The organism is Actinopolymorpha alba DSM 45243 (genome assembly GCF_000373925.1).
GTDB lineage: Bacteria > Actinomycetota > Actinomycetes > Propionibacteriales > Actinopolymorphaceae > Actinopolymorpha > Actinopolymorpha alba.
Genome location: NZ_KB892736.1, coordinates 1 through 1,144, shown reverse-complemented (window position 1 = coordinate 1,144; position 1,144 = coordinate 1). Strand labels below are relative to the sequence as shown.

At 64.4% G+C, this 1,144-nt stretch carries 1 protein-coding gene; it reads left to right on the top strand.

Annotated features, from left to right (window positions below):
• The coding region (locus B141_RS39350) for an HNH endonuclease (protein ID WP_020574462.1) at positions 1–1,144 on the top strand (1,144 nt) is incomplete at both ends.

The window sequence follows — 1,144 nt, the reverse complement described above, 5'->3', positions numbered from 1 at the left end:
TGCACATCGAAGCCGAAATCTTGAAGGTCAACCCCGAAGCAGCGAAAGAACGCCACAAGAAGGCCCGCGAAGACCGCGGCGTGGACGTCTACCCGTCGCTGGACGGCGTCTGCGACCTGCGGATCCGTGGGATCTCCCACGACGTGGCCGCCCAGATCTGGGGATACCTGGACGCCATCGCCCGCACCATGAAGTCATCCGGCGATGAGCGCACCTTGCCTCAGCTGCGCGCAGACATCGCCGCCTCCCTGCTGTCCGGCCAAGCCGACGTGATCATCTGCGACAGCCAGGAAGAAGCCCGCGAAGGCTCCAACAGTCATGAACAGACCAACGCCGATGCTGAGAGTGCCAGCGAGGACTGCGACTGCGAGAACGGCGACGGGGAAAACGGCGACGACCCCGGCCCTTGTCAAGGGTCCTTTGACGACCTGCTCGACGAGCAGGACCAGGCCAACAACCCTGCCCAAGCCGAGGACGCGCAGGACAACTCTGCCACCGAGTCGGATGGGTGCCGGCACACCGGCTGCGACCACGACCACCACCTCGACGGCTGCCCGTGTGAAGATTGCAAACCCGCCACCTACACCCACCCGCCAGACCGGCCCAGGCAACAGCCCCGCGACGACCGTGCGGCCGGCAAAGCTGCTGGTGAGAGCAGTCCTGATCGGGAACCAATCCCCGAGCAGGAGATCCCGGCCGCGTTCCGGTCCTGGAAAGCAGCGATCAAGGCGAAACTCCAACTGAACGTGCCGATCACCACACTGTTCGAGCTGGCGGAACGGCCAGCCGAGCTCGGCGGGTTCGGACCCGTACTCACCGAAGTAGCAAGGCGGCTGATCGCCAACCACCTCGACAACCCAGACGCCATGTTCACCATCGGCATCACCCACCCAGTCACCGGACAGCTGCTGAGCCTGCACCCGCTGTCGAAACGCTTCCTCCGCGGACTCCCGGCGGAGTTCGTTCAGTCGCTGAACCAACGCTGCACCTGGATGCTCTGCAGGCGCCCAGCGATCTCCTGCGACCTCGACCACACCAAACCCTACGCTCAAGGCGGCGAAACCTCCGTCGCGAACATGGCACCACTATGCCGACGCCACCACCGCGTCAAAACCGAAGGCCACTGGAAAGTCGAACAAACCAG